Source organism: Streptomyces diastatochromogenes, from assembly GCF_002242805.1.
Lineage (GTDB): Bacteria > Actinomycetota > Actinomycetes > Streptomycetales > Streptomycetaceae > Streptomyces > Streptomyces diastatochromogenes.
In genome coordinates, this window is the sequence record NZ_MCGQ01000029.1 from 105,534 (window position 1) to 123,642 (window position 18,109).

15 protein-coding genes are annotated in these 18,109 nt (G+C 70.6%); 6 read left to right on the forward strand and 9 right to left on the reverse strand.

Features of this window, described 5'->3' with window-relative positions; translation table 11 throughout:
* Positions 1 to 15 precede the first annotated feature (15 nt).
* Positions 16 to 543 (reverse strand): GNAT family N-acetyltransferase, encoded by a 528-nt coding sequence (locus tag BEK98_RS30520; RefSeq protein WP_094219937.1) that lies wholly within the window; start codon positions 541 to 543, stop codon positions 16 to 18.
* Between the two features lie 144 nt (positions 544 to 687).
* Between BEK98_RS30520 and BEK98_RS30525 the strand changes: the two genes are divergently transcribed.
* Positions 688 to 1,071: an SH3 domain-containing protein gene (locus tag BEK98_RS30525; protein ID WP_143684184.1), complete on the forward strand. Its 384-nt coding sequence runs from the start codon at positions 688 to 690 to the stop codon at positions 1,069 to 1,071.
* Positions 1,072 to 1,130: 59 nt separating this feature from the next.
* On the opposite strand, the gene BEK98_RS48680 is transcribed toward BEK98_RS30525, so the two are convergent.
* The gene (locus BEK98_RS48680; RefSeq protein ID WP_094219939.1) at positions 1,131 to 1,499 is read right to left on the reverse strand and encodes a VOC family protein; all 369 of its coding nucleotides are present in this window, start codon (positions 1,497 to 1,499) and stop codon (positions 1,131 to 1,133) included.
* Positions 1,500 to 1,578: 79 nt separating this feature from the next.
* Between BEK98_RS48680 and BEK98_RS30535 the strand changes: the two genes are divergently transcribed.
* Entirely contained in the window at positions 1,579 to 2,967 is a 1,389-nt protein-coding gene (locus BEK98_RS30535; protein WP_094219940.1) for a hypothetical protein, read from the forward strand.
* Here BEK98_RS30535 and BEK98_RS30540 read toward each other — a convergent pair.
* Positions 2,912 to 4,630, reverse strand: a complete 1,719-nt coding sequence (locus BEK98_RS30540; protein ID WP_208643281.1) for a DUF2264 domain-containing protein — start codon at positions 4,628 to 4,630, stop codon at positions 2,912 to 2,914. The two genes, BEK98_RS30535 and BEK98_RS30540, sit on opposite strands and share 56 nt — an antisense overlap.
* A 280-nt stretch (positions 4,631 to 4,910) precedes the next feature.
* The gene (locus tag BEK98_RS30550) at positions 4,911 to 5,954 is read right to left on the reverse strand and encodes a rhamnogalacturonan acetylesterase (RefSeq protein WP_094219942.1); all 1,044 of its coding nucleotides are present in this window, start codon (positions 5,952 to 5,954) and stop codon (positions 4,911 to 4,913) included.
* 189 nt (positions 5,955 to 6,143) lie between these two features.
* Here BEK98_RS30550 and BEK98_RS30555 point away from each other — a divergent pair, with 189 nt between their 5' ends.
* Together BEK98_RS30555 and BEK98_RS30560 are read left to right on the forward strand one after the other, a co-directional pair.
* Positions 6,144 to 7,823, forward strand: coding sequence for a rhamnogalacturonan lyase B N-terminal domain-containing protein (locus BEK98_RS30555; protein WP_094219943.1), 1,680 nt, complete (start codon positions 6,144 to 6,146; stop codon positions 7,821 to 7,823).
* Between the two features lie 91 nt (positions 7,824 to 7,914).
* Positions 7,915 to 8,682: an acyl carrier protein gene (locus tag BEK98_RS30560; protein ID WP_143684186.1), complete on the forward strand. Its 768-nt coding sequence runs from the start codon at positions 7,915 to 7,917 to the stop codon at positions 8,680 to 8,682.
* A 72-nt stretch (positions 8,683 to 8,754) separates the two neighbouring features.
* Here the strand turns inward: BEK98_RS30560 and BEK98_RS30565 are convergent, their stop codons facing one another.
* The 3 genes from BEK98_RS30565 to BEK98_RS30575 all read right to left on the reverse strand — a co-directional run bounded on the left by BEK98_RS30565 (position 8,755) and on the right by BEK98_RS30575 (position 11,730).
* A complete protein-coding gene (locus BEK98_RS30565) occupies positions 8,755 to 9,132 on the reverse strand; it encodes a VOC family protein (protein ID WP_054228059.1) in 378 nt (125 codons plus the stop codon).
* A 95-nt stretch (positions 9,133 to 9,227) separates the two neighbouring features.
* Positions 9,228 to 10,637, reverse strand: a complete 1,410-nt coding sequence (locus tag BEK98_RS30570; protein ID WP_094219945.1) for an RICIN domain-containing protein — start codon at positions 10,635 to 10,637, stop codon at positions 9,228 to 9,230.
* 1 nt (position 10,638) lies between these two features.
* On the reverse strand, positions 10,639 to 11,730 hold the full coding sequence (locus BEK98_RS30575) for a glycoside hydrolase family 43 protein (RefSeq protein WP_094219946.1): 1,092 nt from the start codon (positions 11,728 to 11,730) through the stop codon (positions 10,639 to 10,641).
* A 196-nt stretch (positions 11,731 to 11,926) separates the two neighbouring features.
* Here BEK98_RS30575 and BEK98_RS30580 point away from each other — a divergent pair, with 196 nt between their 5' ends.
* Positions 11,927 to 14,035 (forward strand): autotransporter, encoded by a 2,109-nt coding sequence (locus BEK98_RS30580; RefSeq protein ID WP_094219947.1) that lies wholly within the window; start codon positions 11,927 to 11,929, stop codon positions 14,033 to 14,035.
* Positions 14,036 to 14,108: 73 nt separating this feature from the next.
* Here BEK98_RS30580 and argG read toward each other — a convergent pair whose 3' ends face one another.
* Positions 14,109 to 15,557 (reverse strand): argininosuccinate synthase, encoded by a 1,449-nt coding sequence (gene argG / locus BEK98_RS30585; RefSeq protein WP_094219948.1) that lies wholly within the window; start codon positions 15,555 to 15,557, stop codon positions 14,109 to 14,111.
* A 54-nt stretch (positions 15,558 to 15,611) separates the two neighbouring features.
* A complete protein-coding gene (locus BEK98_RS30590; protein WP_094219949.1) occupies positions 15,612 to 16,997 on the reverse strand; it encodes an amino acid permease in 1,386 nt (461 codons plus the stop codon).
* Between the two features lie 166 nt (positions 16,998 to 17,163).
* Between BEK98_RS30590 and mmuM the strand changes: the two genes are divergently transcribed.
* Positions 17,164 to 18,087: a homocysteine S-methyltransferase gene (mmuM, locus tag BEK98_RS30595; RefSeq protein WP_094219950.1), complete on the forward strand. Its 924-nt coding sequence runs from the start codon at positions 17,164 to 17,166 to the stop codon at positions 18,085 to 18,087.
* Positions 18,088 to 18,109: the final 22 nt, after the last annotated feature.

Genomic DNA, 18,109 nt, shown 5'->3' on the forward strand with positions numbered 1-18,109 from the left:
GATCTGTGCGGTGCCTCAGCCGGCCCCCGGCACGATCGCACCGTACGGCTGGAGCACCAGGTCGCACTGATACCAGGTCCCTGGCTTACCGCCGAGGTGGGCCGGGTCGGCGGGCCCGACGGGGACGAAGCCGGCTTTGGCCAGCACGTGCTGGGACGCGACATTCTGGTGGGTGGTCGCCGCCCGCAGTGTGCGCAGCCCATGCCGGGCCCCCGCCAGCCGACACAGCTCCCGGACGGTCGCGGTCGCCACGCCGTGGCCGGCGACGTGCTGCGCGACCCGGTAGCCGAGTTCCGCAGTATGGTCCTCGATGTCGACCAGATTGAACCTGCCGAGTACCGAGCCGTCTTCGGCCACGAGCACGTGGAAGGCACAGATGCCGGCCTCCTGCTCGGCCAGCAAGGCGTTGAACCGGTCGGCGAACTGGTCGAAGAAGTCGTCGCCGCGGTCGGAGACCGAGGCGGCGAAGTAGGCGCGGTTCGCCAGCTCGAAGGCCAGGACCGCCGGGGCATGGCCGGCATGCAGCCGCTTCAGCTCGGGCATTGCCCGACCCTACCCAGGTAGTAAGCCGAACCCCCACCTGGTTTCCGTCGGCGACAGGCCCAACTACCGCCCCGGACATGGCCACCAAGGGCCGATCCACCTCGTTGTATTAGCCGTTGTAAGGTGCCGATGACCATGCAACAAATGAATCGGGGAACAGTGCATCTCTCTCTGAAGGCCGCGACCGTCACCGCTTCGCTCATCGGCGCCACGGCGTTCGCGATCGCCCCGGCCGGCGCCTCGCCCGCGCAGGCCACCACGAAGACCGCTTCCGCCGCCGCGTTCAGCTGTCACGTCTACAACACCTCCGGCTCCGAGCTGAACGTGCGCAGCGGGGCCGGGACGACGTACTCGGTCATCGGCACCATCGCCGCCAAGGGCAAGCTGCCGTGCGGCAGCCTCGGCGAGGGCTCCGTGAACCGCCAGCGGTACAAGGCGTGCGGCATCACCAGCACCGAGTGGATGACCGTCCGGATCAACGGCCACGACGGCTGGGTGGCCGTGACGTGCGTGGCGCTGGGCGTCTGAGCGTCTGAGCGTCTGAGGATCACCGGAGGAGCCCCCTCCCCAGGCGGGAGGGGGCTGTCTTACTTCCCGCGCTCCGCCGCGCTGCGCTCCACACAGAACTCGTTGCCCTCGGGGTCGGCGAGGAGCGCCCAGCCGGTGCCGTCGGGCTTGCGGTGGTCGTCGACCAGGGTGGCGCCGAGGGCGAGCAGCCGCTCGACCTCCTCGTCACGGGTGCGGTCCTGCGGCTGGAGGTCCAGGTGGACGCGGTTCTTGAGGGTCTTGGGTTCCGGCACGGTCACGAAGAGCAGGCCGGCGCCCTCGATCAGAGCCTCCGGATCCCCCGGATTGTCGTCCTCGTGCAGGGGCTGGCCCAGGACCTGGGACCAGAAGCTGCCGAGGGCGTAGGCGTCGGCGCAGTCGATCGTCACGTGCCGGATCTTGGAAGTCATGCCTCGGATTCTGGTGGGCGCCCCCGGAAATGGAAAACGAGTTTGGCAACCTTTCGCGGCCCGGCGGCCACCGAAGGGCATGACATCTGCACGACGCACGACACGCCACCGCCGGGTCCGGCTGGCCCGCAAGCCCGCGATCGGCGCCCTGGCGGCGGCCGGGGTGCTCGCCGGGGCGTGGTACGCGACCGCCGGGGCCGCGACGACCAGCACCCCCGACCTCACGGTGACCAGCACCGCCGTGAGCCTGAGCGCCAAGTACCCGTACCTGTCCGCGGGTTACAACAACACCCGCGAGTGGAACCGCACGGCCACCGCGGTCGCCCCGAACGGCACCCTGCGGGTCGCCTGGCCGGCCGCGAACGGCGTCCATGTCACCCCGCTCACGGCGGCCGGGAAGCGCTCCGGCGCGGACACGGTCGTCAAGGGCACCAAGGAGGTCGGCGGCCTGGTCGCGCACAACGACGGCTTCGCGCTCCTCACCCGGGTCTCCGACAGCAACAAGTGGAACGAGACGGCCGCCGCCATCGTCCGCTACACCGGCGGCAAGCAGACCTGGCGCACCAAGCTCACCGGCACCGCCTCCCACGACACCGCCCCGACCCTGGACGGCCAGCTCACCTGGAACGGCACCAAGTACGGCGCCTACTTCGTCGTCCACGGCGCGGGCGGCTTCGCGGACGGGCACTACGGCGACAAGCTGTCGTACATCAGCGCCAAGGGCGCCAAGCTCAGCGGCGGTTGGGGCTGGGGCTGCAGCCACAACGAGGGCATAGCGCTGCACGCCGAGTCCTCCGGCGCGTTCACCTCCCTCTGCTTCGACGACTGGCGCTCGGGACTGTTCGTCTCCACCGGGATCGGCGCCCCGGACGAGGCTCCGGTGGTGCAGCGCGAGCAGTGCTGGGCGGGGTACTGCGGGGGTACGTTCCCGAGCCGCACCGGTGACTTGGTGAAGTCCGCCTCCGGCCGCTACGCGACCGCCTTCGCCTCGCGGGGCGCCGCCTCCGCCAAGAAGAACCCGGACGACTCCAGCGGCCGCGGCTGGACGGTCACCCCGAAGACCAGCACCCACCAGGTGGCGATCGCCTTCCTCAAGAACCGCAACTCCGGTCCCGGCAAGGCGGTCTACCTGTCGAACACCAAGGGCACCGAGCACGTCAACGTGCACCTCACCCCGTACGGCAAGGACAAGCTGCTGCTGTCCTGGGAGTCCCTGAAGAACGCCAAGTGCTCGGCGGGCACCTGCACCGGCACCTTCACGGGCACCCACCTCCGACTCGTCGACTGGAACGGCAAGTTCGCGAGCGCCGACAAGGTGGTGAGCGCGCGGATCACCGGTGACATCGCGGTCCTCCAGGACGGCTCCCTCACCTGGGCCTACGCGCCCGTCACCCCGACCTACGCCACCCCGCTCACCGGGGCGTCACCGACCACGACGACCCTGCGGATCGCCCGTCTGAAGCCGTGAAACGGAACTGCCTGACCCCTCCCGAGGCCCAGCGGACGCTCAGGTCGTAGTCGCCCCGCACTTCCACGGTCACCAGGTCCCGGAGGGGCAGGGGGTCGGGTTCCGCGGTGAGGCGGGCCAGGGCCACGAACAGGGTGGGGGTGGCGCCGGTCGTGCCGGAGGGGGCGAAGCCGTCCGACAGGCCGTGGACCGGGACGAGTTCGGCCTGCTCGTCCTCCCACGGCACCCAGCCGGTGATGTGCACCTCGGTGCCGGGGTCCGCCCCCGCCACCAGATGGGCCCGCACCTCCACCGCGCCGTCGGCCACGACAAGGCTGGTCACCTCCACCCCGGAGCCCACCGTGTACCGGGAGGCCGCCCAGCCCTCCCCCACGCCCAGTGGCACGATTCCCGTGCGGATCGGGTCGCCGTCGACCATGACGATGTTGTCGGGCGGCGACCCGAGGGGCCGGGTGACCGTGGAGTACGCGAAGCGCGTGTAGTACGGGTCGTAGCGGATGTCCTCGCTGCCGTGGTTGTGGAGGCGGACCACGCCGTCCGAACGGGTCGACTGCAGCAGCCAGTTGGGGCCCGCGATCGACGTCACCGCGTCGGCGCGCTCCGCCGGGCCCGGCTCCTCGGCGGCCGTCCACACCTCGTGGTCCGGCGGCAGCAGGAGCCCAAGGAAGCCCTTGCTCGCCCAGTACGGGGACGCCGGCCCCGAGTAGGTCTGCAGGACGGCCTCGTCCGGGCCGTGCCAGCCGAGGGTCAGCAGGCCGTGGGAGTCCACGGCGCCCCGGTCAAGGAAGTACTTGAGCGCTCCGGAGGCCAGCCGCCGTGTCTCGCCCGCCGCCAGGGGCGTACGACCCGTGAGCGCGCCCAGCCACAGCGGGGCCGTGGTCGCGAACCGGTACGTGAGTGAGCGGCCCTGGTGCAGGGGGGCTCCGTCGCCGCCGAACAGGCGGGCGTAGTCGGAGAGATGGCGTTCGAGCCGGGCGCCGTACAGCTCCAGCAGCTCGGCGTCGTCGGCCAGCCAGGCGTGCAGCACCGGGTAGAGGTGCATGGCCCAGCCGTTGTAGTAGTCGTACTTGCGGCCGTCGCCGTCGGTGTACCAGCCGTCGCCGACGTACCAGTCCTCGATGCGCGCGAGGCCGCGGTCGATCGCCTTGCGGGCCGCCTCGGGTGCGTGGCCGATCTCCGCGAGGAAGCCGCCGACGGTGACCGGGAACAACTCCCAGTTGCAGGGCCAGGGTTCGGCGGTCAGCGCGTCCGTCAGCCAGGCCGCCGTCCGCTCGCGGACCGGCTGGTCCAGGCGGTCCCACAGCAGGGGGCGGGTCAGCCGCAGGGCGAGGGCGATGGAGGCGGCTTCGACGAGCGGCTGGCTGCGGTCGGCGATCTCGGGCCAGACTCCGCCGGGGCCGGTCGCGAGGCCCTCGGCGTAGCGGCCGAGCACGGTCTCGTCCCGGCGGAAGGCGGCCAGCAGCAGGGTCCGGGCGTAGCCCTCCAGGCCGTCGGAGAGGTGGCCCGCGTGGCTCACGTGGTCACCGGGGAGGTGGTAGAGGGCGCGGTCGGTGGTGGCGTAGGGCTCGACGGCGGCGAGCAGGGCGTCGGCCGCGGCCTCCCAGTGGGCGCGGGTGTAGCCGGTGTACGGGCTCGCGGAGCGGTCGTCGGCGGGCAGTTCGATCACGGCGGGTGGCTTTCCTTTCCTGACGGGCCCGGGGCGCCCGGGTCCGGTGGCCCTGGGGCTTCCGTCTACCGTCTACCGTCTACCAGCTACCGTTCACCGTTTACCGTTTACCGTTTACCGTTTACCGTTTACCGTTTACCGTCTACCGGCGACCGGCGACCGGCGACCGGCGACCGGCGACCGGCGACCGGCGACCGGCGACCGGCGAGCCTAGGGCGCGCGCCCCGCTTTGGGCGGTCCTGGGACGCCCCGGTTCCGGTCGAGGCGCCCCAGGAGTTCATCCCACCCGCACTCTGCCCTCCGGCACCAGATGCTGGGCGAGGAGTTCGTCGCGGACCAGCCCCGCGTAGACGGTGGCGCCGTGCACGGAGGTGTGCGTGTTGTCCCGCTTCTCGTTGTAGAGGTACAGGGCCTTGGAGCCTTCGACGCCGAGCGACTCCACCAGCGCCTTCGTCTTCGCCGTGAGGTCGATCAGCGGGACCTTCTCCGCTGCGGCGACGGAGCGGATGACGGCCGGGTGGTCGACGCCGAGGCCGTTGACCAGCAGGGCGGTGTTGTTGTTCAGGGTGCCGTCGGCGTTGAACCAGCGGCGCACGATCGGGGTCACGAGCACCGGCTCGCCGCCCCGGTCCCGGATGCCCGCCACCAGGGTCTCCAGGTTCGCCCGGTAGGTCGCCTCGTCGGTGGTCTTGTCGTTGTGGGCGAGCTGCACGAGGACGAGGTCGCCGGGCCGGATCAGCGGCTGGACGGTGGCCCACAGCTGCGGGTTCTGCAGGTAGGTGACCGTACTCTCCCCGGAGTCCGCGTAGTTGGCGACGGACAGTCCCCTGCGCAGGTACTGCGGGAGCTGCTGGCCCCAGCCGGAGTACGGGTCGCCGGGCTGGTCGCAGACCGTGGAGTCGCCGATCAGGATGATCTGCCGGGCGTGCCGGGCCGGGGTGACCCGGATGCCGGCGAGGGCGGGGGCGGAGCCGCCGAGGGTGAGGTCGAGGCCGGGGGTGCCGTCGGGGCCGGTCGGTTCGCCCTCGGGGGTGCGGACGTTCACGGTGAAGCTGCGCGTGACCCGCTCGCCGGCGTCGACGGCGGTCTCCGGGAGCAGGGAGCGGCGGGTCTCGCCGCCGATGCTCGTGCTCGACGCCGCTTCGCCGCCGAGGGTCACCCGGACGTCGTACGTGCCGGGCGGGACGTCGAAGTGGCAGGCGGTCGCGGTGCAGTGGTCGATGCCGAGGGGCGGATGCCGGTCGTGCGCCTGCGCGGGTACGGCCGACAGCGCGCCGCTCAGGGTGACCGCCGCCAGCAGGGCGATGCTGAAACGTCTCACTCGGGGCTCCTCCGTCCACGCCGACAAGGTGGCGGCTGGACCGTACCGCCTTTGGCAAGCGCTTTCTAGCCCCTGGAGTGATTTCACAAGACTGCCAACCTTCCGCAAGCGAAAGCCCTTTCGCGAAATCGATTCAACTGCCACCCTGCCAACACCCGCACCCCACTCGCTTCCGAAGGAGGCACCCCCATGTCCGCATCTGAGAGCAGTTCGGTCGGACGCCGTACCTTCGTGCTCGGCGCCGCGGCCGCCGCCGGATCCGCGGCCCTCGCCGGTCCGCTCGCGCCTGCCGCCTCGGCCGCCGGCTTCGGCTGGTCGGACGACGGCTCCCACTACGTCGTCGACACCGGCGCGAACCTCGTCTTCAAGGTCAGCAAGACCAACGGCGACCTGACCTCACTGGTCTACAAGGGCACCGAGTACCAGGGCTACGGCGGCAAGAACTCGCACGTCGAATCGGGCCTCGGCACCTCGACCGTGACGATCGCCCAGTCCGGCTCGACGATCCTGATCTCGGTCGCGTACGGCACCCTCAAGCACTACTACGCGGCCCGCAGCGGCGAGAACAACGTCTACCTGTGGACCAACAAGGCGGACACCTCCGTCTCCGCGACCCGTTACATCGTGCGGGTCAAGGCGGGGCTGTTCCTCAACGACGAGCCGGACTCCTACACGTACACGACCAGCACCATCGAGGCCTCGGACGTGTTCGCGAAGTCCGACGGGCAGACCCGGTCCAAGCACTACTCGAAGCTCCGGGTCATCGACTACGACTACATCGGCTGGACGACCGGCAGCGTCGGCCTGTGGATCGTGCGCAGCAACCACGAGAAGGCCTCCGGCGGCCCGTTCTACCGCTCGCTGCTACGCCACCAGAGCGCCGACGGCGGCGGCCTGTACGAGATCCTCTACTACGGCGAGAACCAGACGGAGGACCAGCGCTTCGGCCTCCAGGGCCCGTACGTCATCGCGTTCACGGACGGCGGGGCGCCCTCCTCCTCGCTGTACCCCGCGAACCTCACCACCTCGTGGGCGGACTCGCTCGGCATCTCCGGGTACGTCGGCGCGGGCGGGCGGGGCCGGGTGGCGGGCGTGGGCATCGCCGGGCGGAACACGGCGTACCCGTACACGGTGGGGCTCGCAAACTCGGGGGCGCAGTACTGGGGTACGGCGCGTTCGTCGGACGGGTACTTCTCGGTCGGCGGTGTACTGCCGGGTGCATACACGCTGACCGTCTACAAGGGAGAGTTGGCTGTATACAGTACACAGGTGACCGTATCCGCAGGATCGACGACGACCCTCAACACGATCACCATCTCCTCGTCCAACGACCCCTCCAACGCGAGCGCGATCTGGCGGATCGGCGACTGGAACGGCACCCCGAGCGGCTTCAAGAACGCGGACCTGATGACGTACGCGCATCCGTCCGACATACGGGCCGCCTCCTGGACCGGCAACGTGGTGATCGGCAGCGGCAGCGAGACCTCCGCCTTCCCCGCGTACCTCTGGAAGGACGTCAACAGCGGTCTGCTGGTCTACTTCAAGCTGACCGCCGCCCAGGCCGCCGCCGCGCACACCCTGCGGATCGGCGTGACGACGGCCTACGCCAACGGCCGGCCGCAGATCACCGTCAACGACACCTGGACCTCGGCGATCCCCTCCCCGCCCACCCAGCCGAGCACCCGCTCGCTGACCGTGGGCTCCTACCGGGGCAACAACTACACGTTCACCTACAGCATCCCGGCGAGCGCCTGGCTGACGGACACCAGCCAGTACAACGTGCTGAAGATCAACGTGGTGAGCGGTTCGGGGACGACGGGTTATCTCAGCGCGGGCACGGCGGTCGACGCGATCGATCTGCTGGCCTGACGGCGAGCCGGCGATCCCGTCGGCCGGCTCGGCCGGGAGGCTCGCCCTCGGGGTCGGACTGACGCCAGGCGGCCCGTAGTTCGTGGACGGCGTGGACGAGACCGACGCAGCCGCGGAGCACGTCTGCGGTTGCGTCGGGGAGACGGGATGCCGCCGCGAGGATCACACTGAGTCCTCCGAGGGCGGCCAGGATGTGAGTGACGCTCATGTGCATTACTGTCGTCCCACCCGGCGGCCGTACGGACGAATTCCTACGGCAGCCGACACAACCGGACGGGGGAACAGGGTGGGTGTTCCGGGCCAGTTCAAGAAGCCGTCTCTGCCGGCGGGCCGGTTGCGCGATCTCAACGACGCCCTCCACGCACTGCATCTGATCGCGGGGCAGCCGAGTCTGGAGATCATGCACCGCCTGCTGCAGAAGCGGATCTCCCGCACCCGCCTGCACGACGCCTTCACCGAGCCGCGGCTTCCGCCGTGGGACACCGTCGACGCGCTGGTCGAGATCCTCGCGGCGCGCGCTCCGGGCACGTCGCCTCAGGAGGTCCTGCCCGAGGTGCACGCCCTCTGGGTCCTCGCGTCCCGGCAGCGGTCGCTGCTGAATCCGTACGAGCGTGAGGTGCGGGACGAGGTGGTCGCGATCTTCGCACAGCAGATGGAGGTCAGACAGCGTGAAGTGGAGCTGGTGCTGGACGTGCCTCTGGTGGAGATCGCGGCCGATTCACTGACGGTGCTCGAAGCCGTGGGCGTCATCGAGCGGTGCTTCGGCGTCGTTCTGGACGAGGAAGGCGTCATGGAAGCGGTCACGATCGGGGAGATGGTGACCTTGACTCTCTCGGCGCTGAAGGCGACGCAGGAGTGAGGGTGGCCACGAGGTCTCCGGTGTTCGGGTTCTTCTTGGTCGATGAACCCTCCGCCGGAGACCTCACGCACGTCAGAGCGGCTTGATGCGGGCCTTGAGCAGGCAGAACTCATTGCCCTCGGGGTCGGCCAGGACATGCCACTGCTCGTCCCCGGTCTGGCCGATGTCGGCCCGGCGGGCACCGAGCTTCAGGAGGCGTTCGAGCTCGGCGTCCTGGTCGCGGTCGGTGGGGTTGACGTCGATGTGCAGCCGGGACTTCCCCGGCTCCGGCTCGTCCCGGACGCTGAAGAAGATCGTGGGCTGCGGACCGCCGAACCCTTCCGGCGTCCCGATCTCCACGCAGCCCTCCTCGCGGCCGACCACGACGTAGCCCAGGACCTCGCACCAGAACTGCGCCAGCAGTTCGGGGTCGCGGCAACCGAGCACCAGCTCACCGATACGACATGCCATCAAGAAACCTGCTCTCAGCCTGGGAACTCCCGCGACCGTACCGGACGAGGCGATTACGGGCGAGGTGATTTCAGAGGCACGGACAGCTGTGGCACTCAACTCCCCCGTGTCCACTGCTGGTTGGTCCCGCCGTTGCAGCTGTACGTGATGATCGCGGCGGAGTTGGCGGTGGACGCACCGGACACGTCCAGGCACTCGCCGCTCGCGCGGGCCTTGAGGTTCACGTACGAGCCGGAGGTGACGAGCGACCACTGCTGGGTGGTGGCGCCGGTGCAGTTCTCCTGGGTGACGTCGGAGGCGTTCTCCTGCAGGCACAGGGAGCTGCCCCGGCCCATCAGCTCGTAGTAGCCGTTGCCCAGGTCCTTGAACCACCACTTCTGGTTGGCGCCGCCGTTGCAGGTGTACTGGCTGATCGCGGCGCCCTGCCAGAGGGACTGGCCCGGTACGTCGGCACACTTGGAGCTGTGCCGTGCGACCAGGGTGTTGTACGTGGCGCTCGTGCCGGTGACCGTGCCGGCGGCGGTGTCGACCGCGACCTCCGGGGACCAGGACATGGACATCGAGGTGGACGTCGGGAAGGTGAGCGGCAGCCACACGTACCGGGAGTCGTTGACCGTGCCGCCGAAGGAGTTGCCCCAGCGGTCGCCCATGTACAGGTACGAGGTGCCCGAACTGCCCTGCACGGGAAGGACGTAGGCGGTCTGGGAGCCGTAGGCGGTGGTGTCGCCGATGTTCGTCCACGCGGTCCAGGGGCCGGCGAGGGAGGTGGCGGTGGCGTACTGCTGCTGGTTGGGGTTCCAGCCGGTGGCACCCGAAGTCAGCATGAAGTACACGCCGCCCCGCTTGAAGAGGGCCGGTGCCTCGCGGTGGCCGCCGGGCCAGGGGTTGGCGAGCCGGCTCTCGATGCCGGTGTAGTCGGCGGTCAGCCTGTAGATGTGCAGGTCGTAGTTCTCGTTCGCGGCCGAGACCATGTAGGCGGTGCCGTCGGTGTCGACGAAGGTGGTCAGGTCGCGGGACATGTACTGGCCGAGCGGCCGGAAGCTGCCCTGGTAGGTGTAGGTGCCGTCGACGGTGTCGGAGACGGCGACGGCGGCGCGGGCCTCGCTGTAGTCGACGCCGTTCTCCTTGTGCATCCACATGACGAACTTGCCGGTGGACGCGTTGTAGATGACCTTGGGGCGCTCGATGTAGGCGGTGGCCAGCTCGGTGGCGGAGGACTGGGACAGGACGCGGCCGCGGAACTCCCAGCTCTTCAGGTCGGTGGAGCGGTAGGCGTCCACGGAGCGGAAGGTGTTGTCGGAGTTGCGGTCCTCGCCGAACCAGTAGTAGTAGGAGCCGACCTTGATGGCCCCGCCGCCGTGCGCGTGCACGGGGTTGCCCGAAGTGTCCGTGAACTGGGTGCCGTTGGTGATCGTCTGCGGTGCCGCCTGGGCGGGTCCGGCGGTCACCAGGGCGGCGGCGAGCGCACAGCACAGGGCGAGCAGGATGGCGTACGCGCGTCTCATCTCACACACTCTCCTTCACCGTGTCGGCGACGGGGATGCCGAAGTCCGGGGTGCCGTCCGGCTTCCAGCCGAGCTTCTGGATGCGGGTGTGGCGGTTGGGGTCGTGCAGCGGGTCGCCGGTGATCTCCTTGTACTGGCGGGCGTGGTAGACGAGGACGTCGCTGTGCCCGTCCTCGGCGACTGTGAAGCAGTTGTGGCCGGGCCCGTACTGCTTCGTCGTGTCGTTGCTGGTGAAGACCGGGGTCGGGGACTTGGACCAGCTCGCCGCGTTCATCAGGTCGCTGTCGGCGTCGGCGGTGAGCAGGCCCATGCAGTAGTGGTAGTCGGTGGCGCTGGCCGAGTAGGTGAGGAAGACACGGCCGTGGCGCTGGAGGACGTACGGGCCCTCGTTGACCTTGTAGCCGACGCACTCCCAGTCGAACTCCGGTGTGGACAGCCGGACTTGGGGTCCGGTGAGCGTCCAGGGGTTGGCCATCCTCGATATCCACAGCGCGGTGTTGTTGTCCATGCCGGGCTCGTGCTGGGCCCAGACGAGGTAGCGGGTGCCGCGGTGCTTGAAGGTGGTGGCGTCCAGGGAGAAGGTCTCCCAGGCGGTCTTGATCTGCCCCCGCTCCACCCAAGTCCCCTGGAAGGGATCGGGGTTGGCGTTCTCCAGCACCCAGATGCGGATCGCCCACACGTCCTCGGCGGGCGCGGAGGCGAAGTAGATGTACCACTTGCCGCCGATCCGGTGCAGCTCCGGCGCCCAGATGTGCGCGCCCATCGGGCCCGTGGCGTGCGCCCGCCAGATGACCGACTCGGGGGCCGTGGAAAGCCCGTTCAGGGTGCGGGAGCGGCGCAGGATGATGCGGTCGTACTCGGGGGCGGTCGCGGTGAAGTAGTACCGGCCGTCGGTGTGGCGGGTGATGTGGGGGTCGGCCCGCTGGAGGACGAGGGGGTTCACGAAGGGGGCCGTCTCGCGGGAGGTGGACGGGGTCGGGGACGCGAGTGCGGGGGTCGCGGAGGTGGCCGCCAGGGCGCCGGCGGCCGCGGCGCCCTTCAACAGCAGGCGGCGAGTGGGGGGCTGGGGAAGGTGGTGGGGGTCGCGGCTCATGCGGATTGCCTCTCGGTGGGGAAGCGAGGGGGTTCGAGGCGGTTCGATATTACGAACACCATCTGTCATTCCGAACGCCGAAAAGGTAAGGGTGAGCAACCAGGAGGTCAACGGGTCTGACGGACAAGGGGGTAAGCGATTTCTAACGGGTTCCGATTTTCTGTTATCCGTCGGCAGGTCCGTACGTCTCCCAGTCGTGCGCACCCAAACCCACAGGACAGCAGCGGCCGTAGGCGCCCTCGCGGCGGTCGCCTTCACGATCGGCGCTCCCTCCCCTTCCGCCGCGGCCGGCACCCAGGACGTGACCGCCGACGTCCTCGCGGGGCGGGACGTGACGCTCACCGGAGACGCGGTGGTCACCGTCCCGTCGGGGACGACCACGTACGACGGCGTCTTCCACGGCGAGGGCACGCTCACCGTGCGCGGCGGCGGCACGCTGATCCTCACCAAGGACAGCGACTTCACGCTGCCGAAGTCCCGGCAGCGGCAGGTCGTGCGCACCCAGGGCGGCAACCACCCCTACACCACCGTGACCAACCCCGACCCGCCCGCGATCACGGTCGAAAGCGGTGCCACCCTGCAGTACGGTACCGGCGGCGGCACCGGCCTGATCGGCCACTTCCCCTACAACACCCCCGGCTACCAGCTGAACCAGCTCAACGTCCGCGTCGACGGCACCCTCCGCCTGTCCCTGACCCGCACCTTCAACATCGGCACCATCAGCGGCTCGGGCCTGGTCACCCAGCCCCGCAACATGTGGGGCACCCTCGACCTCGCCGGCACCCACCCCTTCTCCGGGGTCATCGACAACGGCACCGGGATGGCCGTGGGCCGCCCCGAGTTCCCGGTGGCGCTGCCCCGGGCCCGCGCGATCCTCAACCAGGGCTCGTGGATCATCGACACCCCGCTGTACCAGACGATCACCCTGCGGCAGGACTTCTACCAGCGGGAATACGGCAGCGACATCAACGTCCACACCCGGCCGGGCAGCAAGGTGGTGCTCACCGGGCAGTACAGCTACAGCGACCGAGGCGGCGACACTCACCCCTCGCTCAGCATCCCGGCCCTGAACTGGCGTGCCGTTCCGCACCAGTTGAACAAGCGGGGTACGAACATCGAGGGTGCCGATGTGCAGTGGGGCGACGGGACCACGCACCGGATCTTCATGCCGGGTACGCGGGATACCGTATACATCAACCTGCATTCCGCCAGCGGTCGACGATCCCGGCTGACCTTCGACTACAACGGCCCGGTGACGCTGGGCGCCCCCATCGGCGGCGGCAGGTACCACGACACGCTGGCCGCGCCCGGCGCCGGGGACGTGGTGATCGCGGGGACGCGCGGCAACGACGTGACCTTCGCGGCCGCGCAGTACTACGACGGCTCGACGACCGTCGGGAAGGGCGCGGCGCTGCGGCTGGGCTCGGGCGCGAAGGGCGGCGACGGCTCCCTGATGACGGGGACGGCGGGCCGGCGGATCGTGAACGACGGGACCCTGTTCGTGCGGAACGTCTCGACCCCCGTGCGGCTGGCCCAGGTCGGCGGGAGCGGCGCGCTGGTCCAGTCGGGCGCCGCGACGACCACGCTCACGGGCGACGCCGTGACGTACACCGGGACGACGACCGTCGCGAAGGGCACGCTGGCCCTGCGCTCCGGGGCGACCCTGCTGCACAGCAGGGCGATCAGGCTCACGTCGGCGGGCGCGCGGCTCGACGCGGGCACCTCGGGGCTGCGGGTGGCCACCTCGCTCTCCGGTAAAGGCACGGTGCGGGGTGCCGTGACCAACGACGGCCTGGTGACCGGCGGTCTGACGGTGACCGGGGACTGCACACAGCACGCGAAGGGCGAACTCGTCCTGCGGGAACGGCCGTTGAAGGTGACGGGCGGGCTGCGTCTCGCCGGGTCCCTCGACATGTCCGCCGCCGGGACCGCCCCGGCGCCCGAGATCACCGTCGTCGAGCACGGCGGCCGCTCCCGGACCACGGGCGCCTTCGACGGTCTGCCGGAGGGCGCCAAGCTCAAGCTCGCCGACACCGACTACCGGATCCGCTACAACGGCGGCGACGGCAACGACGTCGTCCTGACCGCGACCGGCGCGAGCCGCGCCCCCGGCGCCCACACCAAGGCCGCCGCCGGTCCGAGTGCCGTGGCCACCCGGACCGCGAACACCGCGGCCGACGGCTTCGGCTGGTGGCCGTACGTCCTCGCCCTCGGCCTGCTCGGCGGCCTGGTGTTCCCGGCGACCCTGCGCACCCGCCGGGGCAGGGGCCGGCGCGGGGGCGGCCGGCACGCGGCGCAGCAGTAGACGGCGAACGGCGGTGGGCCCCGGCGGAACGGAATCCGCCGGGGCCCACTGCTGAGTACGTACGACCGCGGGGTCAGTCCGTGCCGGACTCCATCGCGGCGCGGTCGAGCATCGTCTCCTCTTCCGTGGCCTCGCCACGCGAGGCGATCGCCTCGGCGCCACCCTGGTCCATGGCGCCGATCAGACCGGTCGAGGCCGCCTGGGCCGCGCCGATCGGGGCCGGGTGGTCGGTGCCGACCAGACCCAGGGCCGCGTACTGCTCCAGCCGGGCACGGGAGTCGGCGATGTCCAGGTTCCGCATGGTGAGCTGGCCGATCCGGTCCACCGGGCCGAACGCCGAGTCCTCGGTCCGCTCCATGGAGAGCTTGTCCGGGTGGTAGCTGAGCGCCGGGCCCCGGGTGTCGAGGACCGAGTAGTCCTCGCCGCGCCGCAGCCGCACGGTCACCTCACCGGTGATCGCCGCGCCGACCCAGCGCTGCAGCGACTCGCGCACCATCAGCGCCTGCGGGTCCAGCCAGCGGCCCTCGTAGAGCAGCCGGCCGAGGCGCCGGCCCTCGTTGTGGTACGCGGCCACGGTGTCCTCGTTGTGGATCGCATTGACCAGGCGCTCGTAGACGATGTGCAGCAGCGCCATGCCGGGCGCCTCGTAGATGCCGCGGCTCTTCGCCTCGATGATCCGGTTCTCGATCTGGTCGGACATGCCGAGCCCGTGCCGGCCGCCGATCGCGTTGGCCTCCATGACGAGGTCGACCGGGGAGGCGAACTCCTTGCCGTTGATGGTGACCGGGCGGCCCTGGTCGAAGCCGACCGTCACGTCCTCCGTGGCGATCTCCACCGACGGGTCCCAGAACCGCACACCCATGATCGGGTCGACGGTCTCGATGCCGGTGTCGAGGTGCTCCAGGGTCTTGGCCTCGTGCGTGGCACCCCAGATGTTGGCGTCCGTGGAGTACGCCTTCTCCGTCGAGTCCCGGTACGGCAGCCCGTGCGCGAGCAGCCACTCCGACATCTCCTTGCGGCCGCCCAGCTCCGTGACGAAGTCGGCGTCCAGCCAGGGCTTGTAGATCCGCAGGTGCGGGTTGGCGAGCAGCCCGTACCGGTAGAACCGCTCGATGTCGTTGCCCTTGAAGGTGGAGCCGTCGCCCCAGATCTGGACGCCGTCCTCGAGCATGGCCCGCACCAGCAGCGTGCCGGTCACGGCACGCCCCAGCGGCGTGGTGTTGAAGTACGGGCGCCCGCCCGACCGGATGTGGAACGCGCCGCAGGCGAGCGCCGCCAGGCCTTCCTCGACCAGCGCGGCACGGCAGTCGACGAGGCGGGCGATCTCGGCGCCGTAGGCGAAGGCGCGGCCGGGCACCGACTCGATGTCGAGCTCGTCGTACTGACCGATGTCGGCGGTGTAGGTGCACGGGACGGCACCCTTGTCCCGCATCCAGGCAACGGCGACCGAGGTGTCGAGCCCGCCGGAGAAGGCGATACCGACGCGCTCGCCGGTGGGGAGGGAGGTGAGGACCTTGGACATGGCAAGATTATGCAGCATCTCGCATTTTCATGCAACGTCTGCGGTTCATGCAGGTCAGGACGGGTCAGCCGGCTCCCGGCGCCCCCGCAGCCACACGTAGACCGGAATGCCCGCGAACAGGAACAGCACGCCCTGGTAGACGGCCGCGTACCCGGCGCCCGCGATCAGCCAGAAGGAGAAGGCGAAGGAGAGCGCGGCGACGATCAGGTCGCGGACCAGACCGGCCGGGCGGACCTGCTCGCGGGTGCCGCGCGCCAGCCAGTACAGCTGGGCGGCGGCCGAGAGGAGGTAGGGGACGCAGCCGGTGAAGGTGGTGATGAGGACCAGCACGCGGAAGGTGGTGTCCGGCCCCGCGGTGTAGTTCAGGGCGATCAGCAGCGTGCCGAGGACCACGCAGGCCCACACCCCGAAGCCGGGCACCCCGCCCTTGCCGACCTTGGCGAACGGCGCCGGGAAGAGTCCGTCGCGGGCCGCCGCGTACGGCATCTGCGCGGCCATCAGGATCCAGCCGTTCAGGCAGCCGACGATCGAGGCGACCGCGACCAGCGCGATCGCCGTACCGCCCCAGTGTCCGCCGGTGATGACGTCCACCGCGTCGGCGAAGGGCGCGCCGGAGTCGACCAGCTTGTCGTGCGGGACCAGGCCGAAGACGGCGACCGTGCCCAGGATGTAGACGAGGGCGGAGCCGAGCGTGCCGAGGATGCTCGCGCGGCCCACCGTGCGCTCCGGGTCGTCCACCTCGCCCGCGCTGACCGCCGCCGACTCGACGCCGAGGAAGCTGTACAGGAGCAGCGCGGCGGAGGCGGCCAGGGCGCCGGGGACGCTGTCGCCGGAGGCGTTGAAGGGGCCGAAGTTGTCGGCGTCGACGAAGAACAGGCCGATGGTGGCGACCAGGAGCAGGGGGACGAACTTCAGGATCGTGGAGACGATCTGCACCGCGCCGACCCAGCGGGTGCCGGCGAAGTTCGCGGCGGCGGGCAGCCACAGCGCGGCGAGCGCGACCAGGCCCTCGGCGAGGTGGTTGCCGTGCAGCGGTATGAGGACGTCGACGTAACCGACCACGGCGACCGCGAGCGCGGCGATGCTGACCCAGCACATCGTCCAGTACGACCACGCCGACAGGAATCCCGCGAACGGGCCGAACGCGTCGCGCGGGTACACGTACAGTCCGCCGGTGACCGGGCTGCGCCGGGCCAGCTTCCCGAAGAGCAGGGCGAGCAGCACGGCGGCGACGGACAGGACGACGAAGGCGAGCAGGCTGACCGTGCCGTACGGGGCGACGGTGGCGGGCAGCGCGAAGATGCCGCCGCCGATGATGTTGCCCATCACCAGGGCGGTGGCGGCGGCCAGGCCGAAGGTGCGGCGGGGAGAAGCGGGCCGGGCCTCGGACTCGGCGGCCTCGGTGGAGTCGGTGGAGTCGGCTGTGTGCGGGGCGGTCATGGCGGTTCCGGGGGTGCGTGGGGACGCGCGGGGGCGCGGCGCGGCGTACGGGGTGGGGCGGGGGGATGGGGGTCGTGATCGTATCCCGGCGTTCCACATGCTGGTCTATTTGTTCATCAGGTGGACACAATCCGGGGCCGACATCGGCATCGACTAGCGTCATGACATGAGCAGCAACACCTCCCCCAGCCTCGCCGAAGCCCTTGCCTCCGGGACGGTCGTGCTCGACGGCGGCATGTCCAACCAGCTGGAGTCCGCGGGGCACGACCTGAGCGACGAACTGTGGTCGGCGCGGCTGCTGGCCGAGCGGCCCGAGGCGGTCGCCGAGGCGCACCTCGCCTACTTCACGGCGGGCGCGAACGTGGCGATCACCGCCAGCTACCAGGCCACCTTCGAGGGCTTCGCCCAGCGCGGGATCGGCCACGCGGAGGCGGCCCGGCTGCTCGGGCTGAGCGTGGAGCTGGCCCGGGAGGCGGTACGGCAGGCGCAGGACGCCGGGGTCGCGGGGCCGCTGTGGGTGGCCGCGTCGGTCGGCCCGTACGGGGCGATGCTCGCGGACGGCTCCGAGTACCGGGGGCGGTACGGGCTGAGCGTCGACGAGCTGGAACGCTTCCACCGGCCGCGGATGGAGGTGCTCGCCGCTGCCGGTCCGGATGTACTGGCCCTGGAGACGATCCCGGACACCGACGAGGCGGCGGCGCTGCTGCGGGCGGTGCGGGGGCTCGGGGTGCCGGCGTGGCTCTCGTACACCGTCGACGGTCGGCGCACCCGTGCCGGGCAGCCGCTGGAGGAGGCCTTCGCCCTGGCTGCCGACCTCGACGAAGTGATCGCGGTCGGCGTGAACTGCTGTGCCCCGGAGGACGTGGAGTACGCCGTCGAGACCGCGGCCCGGGTCACCGGCAAGCCGGTCGTCGTCTATCCCAACAGCGGGGAAGCGTGGGACGCGGAGGCGCGTGCCTGGACGGGGCGGACCACGTTCAGCGCCGAGCAGGTGAAGGGGTGGCGGGATGCGGGGGCGCGGTTGATCGGGGGGTGCTGCCGGGTGGGGCCGGAGGGCATTGCGGGGATTGCGGGGGCGCTGGCTGTTTAGGGCGGGTCGAGCCGGTGGGAGC

Coding starts and splice junctions, on each gene's coding strand:
- BEK98_RS30520 (WP_094219937.1), bottom strand. CDS start 543: ATGCCCGAGCTGAAGCGGCTGCATGCCGGCCATGCCCCGGCGGTCCTG.
- BEK98_RS30525 (WP_143684184.1), top strand. CDS start 688: ATGAATCGGGGAACAGTGCATCTCTCTCTGAAGGCCGCGACCGTCACC.
- BEK98_RS48680 (WP_094219939.1), bottom strand. CDS start 1,499: ATGACTTCCAAGATCCGGCACGTGACGATCGACTGCGCCGACGCCTAC.
- BEK98_RS30535 (WP_094219940.1), top strand. CDS start 1,579: ATGACATCTGCACGACGCACGACACGCCACCGCCGGGTCCGGCTGGCC.
- BEK98_RS30555 (WP_094219943.1), top strand. CDS start 6,144: ATGTCCGCATCTGAGAGCAGTTCGGTCGGACGCCGTACCTTCGTGCTC.
- BEK98_RS30565 (WP_054228059.1), bottom strand. CDS start 9,132: ATGGCATGTCGTATCGGTGAGCTGGTGCTCGGTTGCCGCGACCCCGAA.
- BEK98_RS30570 (WP_094219945.1), bottom strand. CDS start 10,637: ATGAGACGCGCGTACGCCATCCTGCTCGCCCTGTGCTGTGCGCTCGCC.
- BEK98_RS30575 (WP_094219946.1), bottom strand. CDS start 11,730: ATGAGCCGCGACCCCCACCACCTTCCCCAGCCCCCCACTCGCCGCCTG.
- argG (WP_094219948.1), bottom strand. CDS start 15,557: ATGTCCAAGGTCCTCACCTCCCTCCCCACCGGCGAGCGCGTCGGTATC.
- BEK98_RS30590 (WP_094219949.1), bottom strand. CDS start 16,997: ATGACCGCCCCGCACACAGCCGACTCCACCGACTCCACCGAGGCCGCC.
- mmuM (WP_094219950.1), top strand. CDS start 17,164: ATGAGCAGCAACACCTCCCCCAGCCTCGCCGAAGCCCTTGCCTCCGGG.